The sequence below is a fragment of the Klebsiella sp. JB_Kp042 genome (assembly GCF_040065275.1).
Lineage (GTDB): Bacteria > Pseudomonadota > Gammaproteobacteria > Enterobacterales > Enterobacteriaceae > Klebsiella > Klebsiella quasipneumoniae.
Genome location: NZ_JBEAJL010000048.1, coordinates 1 through 7,901, shown reverse-complemented (window position 1 = coordinate 7,901; position 7,901 = coordinate 1). Strand labels below are relative to the sequence as shown.

Genomic DNA, 7,901 nt, shown 5'->3' with positions numbered 1-7,901 from the left:
CGTGATCTGATCCTTCAACTCAGCAAAAGTTCGATTTATTCAACAAAGCCCTTTTTACCCTGTCGATCGTGGGGGGCGGGACTATGCCGCCGACGCCTTTCGTCACTATCTACTTAATTGCTTCTGTTCCCGTGACTTTTTGCCTGATCGCGCTCTTTGGTGGCTGGCCATTCAATATCATCAGTAAAAATCCATGGTTGCAGGGGGGGATGCTGCTGGTCGCCGCCTACGCGATAACCTGGCTACTTTTTCACACTCTGTTCAACTTTTCTTTCGCCCAGGATGCGCCGTTTTACAACCCGGCGCTCGATCCGCATGGCGTTTTCGTTGCCTGGCAACCGCTGACCGCCGCGCTCGACGCGCTCTTATTTATGCTGTTACTGGCGCTGTTTGATTTTTGGCCGCTATCCTCTTTGACCCAGCGGATGCCGTTGCTCAGTCAACAACCGTTCTGCGGTTTAGCGGCGTTACTGCTGGTCGCCCTGCTTTCCGCCATCCTGTGGTGGATATTCCAGTCCGTCATCGCGATGGATATCGTCGTTTTTATGGTCAATATCTGCGTGACGATGATTTTCGGCATGTTTATCCTTTTGGTCCCGTTGGAAGGGGTCAGGAGCCTGCAGATACAGCAACCATGGCGGGGGCTGGCATTGGCCGTCGCTGCTGTCATCTTCGCCGCCTTAATGCTGATGCTTTATACTTTTATTGCTGAGAAAATGTTCCATTTCCCAGAAAACGACAAACAACACGCCATTGAATTCTGGCTCGCATCCTCCATGCTGTCGGTCACTTTTCCCTCAATGGTATTTTTCGCGCAATATTTCCATTTTTGGCCATTTAGTTCTAAATAGGAGCTCTCAATACCCATACATTTTTACCAGGCCATGCTTTCTTCCGGGGAACGGGCTGGCGGTTTCCGTAGAATGGCGAACTTTTTTAACAGTTGCCACATCGAACGGCATTGATGATTGCGGGTTATCGTAACGTGCAACGCCTGCCATAACCGCTCAACATGATTCACCCATGACGAGTAAACTGGCTGATAAATAACGTTAAATTTGGGATTCGCTTTCAGCCAGTTTCGTGTCTTTCCGCTCTTGTGAATAATGTAGTTATCCACGATGAGCGTTATCGTTTTTGCACGGCGGTACGTTGCTTTCAGGTGCTTAAGCAGACTGATAAATAAAGATGAGGTTTTGCTACTGCCACCCACGTAGCTGACTTTACCTGTACCACTGTGCAACACACCCGCCAGATAATATTTTTCATTCTGGCCGGGTGTGACCACGCGGTTTTGCTGTCCGTGTACCTGCCAGCCGGCACCGATTTTAGGGTTAAGATGAATATCAACTTCATCTTCATAGAACACCGGGTGATCAGCGCTACATCCATCCAGCGCTTTACGGTTTACACCCATTTTTTCATCCTTGTGCGGATCGCGTATGTGCAGAGTTGGCGCGGTTCTCCGCCAGACAAGACCAGCTGAAGATAACCAGCGACGGATTGTTCCCGGATGAAGTTTACATCCAGTTATCTGGTTGATTTTTATTGTAAGAAGCTCCGTGCTCCAGCGAGACCGCTGATAACCAAAATCACCGGGAGAACGGCTGACGAGCAGAACCAGCAGTTCGCAAATTTGCTCAAATGACCACTTACGTTCACGACCGGGGTGAAGCGATATCAGACCTTCGGCACCATATAGAGTAAATCAGTTAATCCAGCGACCAATCGATGAGCGTGCACAACAGAGAGTCCGGGCTACATCGCTTACACTGACCCCGCGGCTCAACATCAGCATGGCGGTCAGCCTGCGGGCATGGTTCTTGTCCCGCGTTTTATGGATCGTTTTCTGCATCAGGCGTCGTTCGTCATGGGGTGTTGGTGCTATGATCGTCATCGCTCAGTCCGGTTGGTGATTTGTAAGCTTCCCTTTCATTTCACGGTTAAGACGTGTTTTTGCTTCACTCCAGTGAACTAGTTCATGGTAAGCCGATGACCGCACAGAGCAGCAGGTGCCATGTCAGGAAGTAACCCATATGGTCTTCCATCCAATGTTCCCAGCGTTCGATGCTGCCCAGCACACGGATGCCGATCACGTTGATGGAGATCGCCACAGCAAGCAGCAGCACCGTCCAGAGCAGCGCGTAAACAGGCCCTACGGGCGCAATATTTGTGGCGCATTCACAGACAATTCCCGCCACGCCTGGAAAAAGGTTCCATACCTCGAACTCGCCCCGGATTTGCCGCGAGCGAAGGTATCGTAGGCGGGGCTCAATGGGGCAAGAAGATTGCATGAAGGGCAGGAAGACCCGGACGACCCGGACGAACGTTCCCGTTGTGAAGAATTCGCATTGGCCCTCACATGTCGCACCGGCGAGTTCCTCTGTCTGTAACAGGCCCGGGACGTGGATTCATATACGCCTCATAATCCCGTCATTGCTCTTCGGATGGGGGGCATGTCGCTTATGTCGACCCTGGTTTATTCATCGCCCGATGGGCGTTGTTGAATAAATCAGATTCGGGGCGAGTGTCCCTGTAGCTGGTTGTGTTTTCAGGCAATGCGCACGCTTTCTGGCATGCCTGCCTTCGTCATTTTGTTCAGTGCCCGCACCATGGCCATAGCCTCCGCCACCTGACCATCATAATCACGCAGCGTCAGTGAACCACCCAACAGCTGTTTTATCCGATACATCGCCGTTTCCGCTATCGAGTGACGGTTATAATCTGTTGTCCACTTCCACCGTGCATTGCTCCCGCTCAGTCGCTGATTCGCAACAGCACGGTTGCGGTCTGCGTACTGCCTGCATCATCAGGATTATGGAGCTCTGATCCTTCAACTCAGCAAAAGTTCGATTTATTCAACAAAGCCTTTGGCATGACGAAAAAGAAGCTTTCCCTGTAAATGAGGTAGGTTCACCTTGGGCGATCCTTGCGCCGGCTCGCTTCGTTGCTATTAAATATTCGTCTCGTCAATGTTCCTGGGCCAAGGGGATCACAGCTGACCTTAATGGCGTATTCTTCGTCCCCCATTATCAATGTGAATGATAAGTACGTTCAGATTAAAAGCCGACCAGAAGCAGGGAAAAAAGACATTGTAGATTAGCCCCTTAGATCACCAGACACTTCGCCTCTCTTAAAATAAGAGGTAGTCTTGGAACTATGTTTAACACCAGTCAGAATAATAAGATGGTTGAAGTGGGCAATGACTCCAATTTACTGGTAGTGTTTTATGTTCAGGTAATGCCCGATGACTTTGTCATGCAGCTCCACCGATTTGGAGAACGACAGGGACTTCCTGCCCAGCCTTGCCAGATGCTGTCTCAGATTCAGGTTGTGTCGCTCAATTCGCTGCGTGTAACGCTTACTGATGACGTGCAGTTTTCCCTTCAGACGTGACTCATACATCGGCCAGCCGTCCGTCATCCATACCACCACGTCAAAAACTGACAGCAGGCTCAGAAGACGCTCCAGTGTGGCCATAGTGCGTTCACCGAAAACGTGGGCTATCACCGCCCTGCGTATCCTGTCATACGCGTAAAACAGCCAGCGCTGACGTGATTTGGCCCCGACGTAACCCCATTGCTCGTCCATCTCCGCACAGACGATGATGTCACTTCCCGGCTGTATCCGGGAGGTTACTGACTGCGGCCTGAGTTTTTTAAATGGCACAAAATGGTGTTGAGGCCCACGCCCATTAGTCGTGCGGTGGCACGGCAACCGACACCGTTCATAGCCATATCAATGATTTTCTGGTGTGTACCGGGCTGAGAAGCGGCATAAGTGAAGGTGAGCTGCCATGTTTTACGGCAGTGAGAGCAGAGATAACGTTGATGCCCGGCAGTACTTTTGCCATTACGCATCACGCCTTCAGTAGCGGAACAGGAGGGACAGCAGACGGAGACTGAAGCCACGGGAGCACCTCAAAAACACCATTATACACTAAATCAGCAAGTTGGTAGCATTACCGGCCGTTCACGTACATACTCACCACAGAAAACCATTCAGACTTTTATCGGGAATAACAATGTCAGCGTGTTGACTATGGAAGGCTCAAAGCCAAAACGGGTGTAAAAACATTTAACTTCTTCATTCAGCGCATGCACGGCCAGTGCTCTCACCCCGACCTGAAAGGCAATGTTTTGCGTACGGTATATAGCATCCTTAAGAAGTGCGGCACCAAGCCCATTCCCGGACCAGGCCTGGTCGATGGCAAGCCGTCCCAAAACAATGACTGGAATAACATCAGGCGCGTTGCGTCTATAGGCCCCAGGCACTGTGTTACGGTGGACGCTGCCCGAAGATAAACAATAATAACCGATGACCCGGTTAGTGTTTTCTGCGCAGACGACATAGACACGGGAAATGCCGGTACTGTGGTTTCTGAGAGCCTTCTTCTTTAACCACTCATTAAGGGCAGGCTCCTGGCAGCAGAACTCAGCGATGTTATGTTCAGACATCAGGGATTCAGGCGCTCTCATTCCCATGGTGATTTGCGGTTCATCAGGTTATCGATTCGCGCCTGGCGCTCCGGTGTTATTGGGGCGTCAAGCTCTTCAATAAACGCCTCAAACTGATTGTCATTGAGGAGGAACAGGCGTTGATCAAGCAGAATGTCCTGTGCCTCCCTGCAGGCAACCTCAAGCATAAAATCAGTCCGTGATTTTGAGACCAGGCTTGCGGCCATGTCGATCAGGTCACGCTGTGATGTTTTGGCCCGGATATTAATCGGAGCTTCACGAACGTCTGGTTTCATAGATACCTCATGTGTAGCAGATTTATACACGATTATAGCCTTTGTATATAGAAACGCTATACAAATCTGGCACACTTTCGTCGATCAGAAACACGAGCCGCGTTGTATCATCATGCATCTTTCAGGACTTATAAAGTTGTATCCAGCTGATAATTTCATCAAGCTGCTGGTTGTCCAGTTGGCCGCAGTTTTCAAACACCGCTGCAGCTACGATACCCTGCATTCTCTCGGTTGACGAACCTACACCAGCAACCGCTCCCATTCCCTGTCTTCCATCATCTGTCAGCACTCCTCTGCCGCTGCCGGTAAGAAACTGCTTCGCTTCGATGCTCATTTATTTTCTCCATAACATAGTAGGTGTTAATTCTGTTAAAGCGCTCGCCCCTCAGGCCAGTTCGCCACTTTCGGTGATAAGCGTGAGAACAAGCCGGGTATTCACACTCAGAGAAATGGGATCTCAAAAAATTTATGGATGGTTCGTTTTTTATCGATACGTGCCTGTCGCCACGTCTGTAAGTCCGGGCCTGTGTCCGCCATCCTGACGGCTTCAACAGATAATACCTTATATTTGCCCTGCTGCAGTGGCACGCCAGGCCAGCGGCGTATGGGGGCGTCTATCCACAGACGGGAGTTCTTAAGTTGGTCGACGGTGATCCATTTTTCTGACCATGCATAAAATTTCTGGCATCGCAGCTGATAGCATCGCTCTTCTTCCCGTCTTTTCCAGTCGCTGTCTACAGCAAACGTTCGGAGATCAATAAGAATCTCATGGACTTTGCCCATACCTGCTCTTCCCCGGAATGTCGTCAATATCCAAGGTATCAGGTCATGGCCGTAACGACCAGCAGCTCCAGGGGGAATAGTCCGGCCAGTACCGGCACCTTACCCTGAATTGATGTCTACTGTATGCGATATATTTGGGAAAACTGGCGATGGCCATTCTTCTGATTCTGATCGCCGGCAAGCGTCCCAGGCAGCAAAAGAGCAGACGTAAGACAACATACCCTTGAGAGTCTTGACCTTCATCGTGCCCGACCCGGCCCCCGCCGCGCGGACGAAAAAAAGAGAAAAAATAAAAAAAAAGAAAAAAAGAATATGCCGAAAATGTGCACAGTCGCGACCCACGCAGAGCGTGGCACTCCGGGGTAAAGGCTTTGCAGGGCTATAAGGCATGTTGTCTTACGTTTTGAGTGTGATGGTCCGATCCCACCAGCTTTCATGAATTGTCCCGCCGGGTGGACTGCTATAAAGTGCATACCAGCACTGCAGCCCCTGCCGGTGATGATGAATAATTTCATTCAGGCGTGAGTCAAAGATGAGAAAAGACAGCATTACTGATATGTTCAGGTCCAGGATGCCTGCCGAAAGTCCTGCATGAAATACTTCATTGCATCCCTCAATGGTCGCGGCCACGTCTTCAATGCCGATGCGCTTTTTGCCAAATGCGATCGGTTTTTCCAGCCGAAATGTCCGGGTATCCCCTGTCGCTTCCGGCCGGAATTACCGTGCAAATCGACAAGTCTGGAAGCCGTTGTGATACAGAAAAATAGGTTGTAGATCCACTTTATCTTAAAGTTAATGTACGCGTACATTAGCTTTAAGTTTATGGTATTCACCCTTCTCTCTTCCCGGGTGCCTTAACCAGGGTCTGATAGTTGCGCTTTACCCGTTCAATTTCCGCCAGAGTTGCAGCCCAGTGCAGCTCTGCTGCATGACGATACCTGGTTGCCATTTTTTCAACGGCCTCCGGCGTACTGTCAACGCTGCGGTGCTGCCGTCCCTTCACCCCGAAAATTTCCACAATAAGCCACTGGCTACCGGTTCTGCCGAACAAGGCCTGACACAGCCGCTTCACGGCAAGCGGGGTCAGATCCGGGTCGGGATCATACGCGATGGTGGCAAAAATAAAACGCAGCATCTCGGAGGTTTTGTAGCGTTTTACCGCTGCCGCCAGCCGGGCAGCTCTTTGCGGCGCTTCCCAGCGGTCGTCGCTGTAACCTGCCACTTCAGAGAGATAGTCCTTTTCGAGCTGTTTAGCCGTGTAGCAACGTCCCCCCAAAAACATCCGCATAGCTTCTTGCGTTTCAGCTCTCACGTATCTTTTCCCCAGCTAATGCTAATGTACACATACATTAGCCTTAGGTTACAGATTACACAACAATCTGGAAAACCTATCTGATTTTGTGTATGTGGCTGTCTCTTTTGAATTATCACTTTTGCGTTCTGGTATAGAGGTAACCCCTCCCCCCTCTTTTCCCGCTGGTCTACTGTAGTCGACACAAAAGACAGGAACCTCGGTATGTCCTGATAATATTGTTTGAGTTTTAATCACGAAGCAGAGGGCATCGCATACAGTAGACACAACGCAGCCAGAATAACGCTCGATGCAAAATGTAGATCGTTGTCGCCTGCAGTAGACATTCCCGGTATCGACACTGGTGCATCCAATACTGACCCGTTCCCGGATCATGGCAGAGCATCCAGTAGACACGGTATGGAAGGATGTCAGTCCTCACCTTTCCGTCTGTTTTGACTGTGTCGGAGACGACGGTTGCGGTTATTGATGATGCCTTTGGCCGTCACGGGAATACCTGTCTGTCAGGTAACTCTGTCGTTACATTTGATGCCCGAAAATCATAATTACCACATATTAATCCGGGCATTCCGGAAAATTGTGCCTGCCTGAAGAGTATCAAACGATGCCTGTCTCCCCTCCTCTGAACTATCTGCTCAGTCGCGAACCTTAACGATAGGGTGATTCAGTTTCGGCAAATGGCAGCATGGTAATGTCAGCCAACAGCGTGCTGGTGAATTTATTGTCGGGCCAGACGAATTCAGTTTGTCACTGCATACTGCATGCCGGGTAGAGGAGTGAACAACGATCGAACTGAAACAGTTGCAGCGTCGTATGGAGAAAGAATGGGTTGGTTACAGGTGGTGCTTCGGCCTGTTTCAAACAGTGTCTGACCGGCTTCTGGTAAGTTTTCTCCCTTGCTGTCTGGTGATTCTGTCTTGCCCGGATTGTTGACTATTGATGATGATGTTTATCCACAGCTTAGAATAATAACAGAAGCTTAACTAAAGCTAAGTAAAGTGACCTGCCCCCAGGATTAGATACAACCGTCAGTTAGTAAGGTCGGTTTGTTTA

General features: G+C 50.0%; 8 protein-coding genes and 2 pseudogenes. 1 reads left to right on the top strand and 9 read right to left on the bottom strand.

The annotated features are described in order from the left end of the window. Window positions 1-83 precede the first annotated feature (83 nt). Entirely contained in the window at window positions 84-851 is a 768-nt protein-coding gene (locus ABLV54_RS12705; protein ID WP_040062538.1) for a hypothetical protein, read from the top strand. A gap of 6 nt (window positions 852-857) precedes the next feature. On the opposite strand, the pseudogene ABLV54_RS12700 reads toward ABLV54_RS12705, so the two are convergent. From ABLV54_RS12700 to ABLV54_RS12660, 9 genes and pseudogenes are all read right to left on the bottom strand, one after another. Beyond that, window positions 858-1,897: pseudogene (locus tag ABLV54_RS12700) on the bottom strand (IS630 family transposase). Window positions 1,898-1,979: 82 nt separating this feature from the next. After that, window positions 1,980-2,201, bottom strand: coding sequence for a hypothetical protein (locus ABLV54_RS12695; RefSeq protein WP_016946194.1), 222 nt, complete (start codon window positions 2,199-2,201; stop codon window positions 1,980-1,982). 350 nt (window positions 2,202-2,551) lie between these two features. Continuing rightward, window positions 2,552-2,800 (bottom strand): annotated as a pseudogene (locus ABLV54_RS12690) (IS5/IS1182 family transposase); the annotation flags it as partial. A 413-nt stretch (window positions 2,801-3,213) separates the two neighbouring features. Further along, window positions 3,214-3,911 (bottom strand): IS1 family transposase gene (locus tag ABLV54_RS12685; RefSeq protein ID WP_348814167.1). Its coding sequence is split into 2 segments (ribosomal slippage): window positions 3,214-3,662 and window positions 3,662-3,911, totalling 699 coding nucleotides; the frame shifts between segments, so codons are not numbered across the junction. 90 nt (window positions 3,912-4,001) lie between these two features. Next, entirely contained in the window at window positions 4,002-4,484 is a 483-nt protein-coding gene (locus ABLV54_RS12680) for a GNAT family N-acetyltransferase (RefSeq protein ID WP_016946197.1), read from the bottom strand. Continuing rightward, entirely contained in the window at window positions 4,475-4,753 is a 279-nt protein-coding gene (locus ABLV54_RS12675) for a DUF1778 domain-containing protein (RefSeq protein WP_004902250.1), read from the bottom strand. The genes ABLV54_RS12680 and ABLV54_RS12675 overlap by 10 nt, the downstream gene beginning before the upstream one ends. Window positions 4,754-4,874: 121 nt before the next feature. Further along, window positions 4,875-5,087, bottom strand: a complete 213-nt coding sequence (locus tag ABLV54_RS12670) for a hypothetical protein (RefSeq protein WP_016946198.1) — start codon at window positions 5,085-5,087, stop codon at window positions 4,875-4,877. Between the two features lie 107 nt (window positions 5,088-5,194). Beyond that, a complete protein-coding gene (locus ABLV54_RS12665) occupies window positions 5,195-5,536 on the bottom strand; it encodes a hypothetical protein (RefSeq protein WP_032437747.1) in 342 nt (113 codons plus the stop codon). 829 nt (window positions 5,537-6,365) lie between these two features. Next, window positions 6,366-6,824, bottom strand: coding sequence for a hypothetical protein (locus ABLV54_RS12660; RefSeq protein WP_014386535.1), 459 nt, complete (start codon window positions 6,822-6,824; stop codon window positions 6,366-6,368). Window positions 6,825-7,901 lie beyond the last annotated feature (1,077 nt).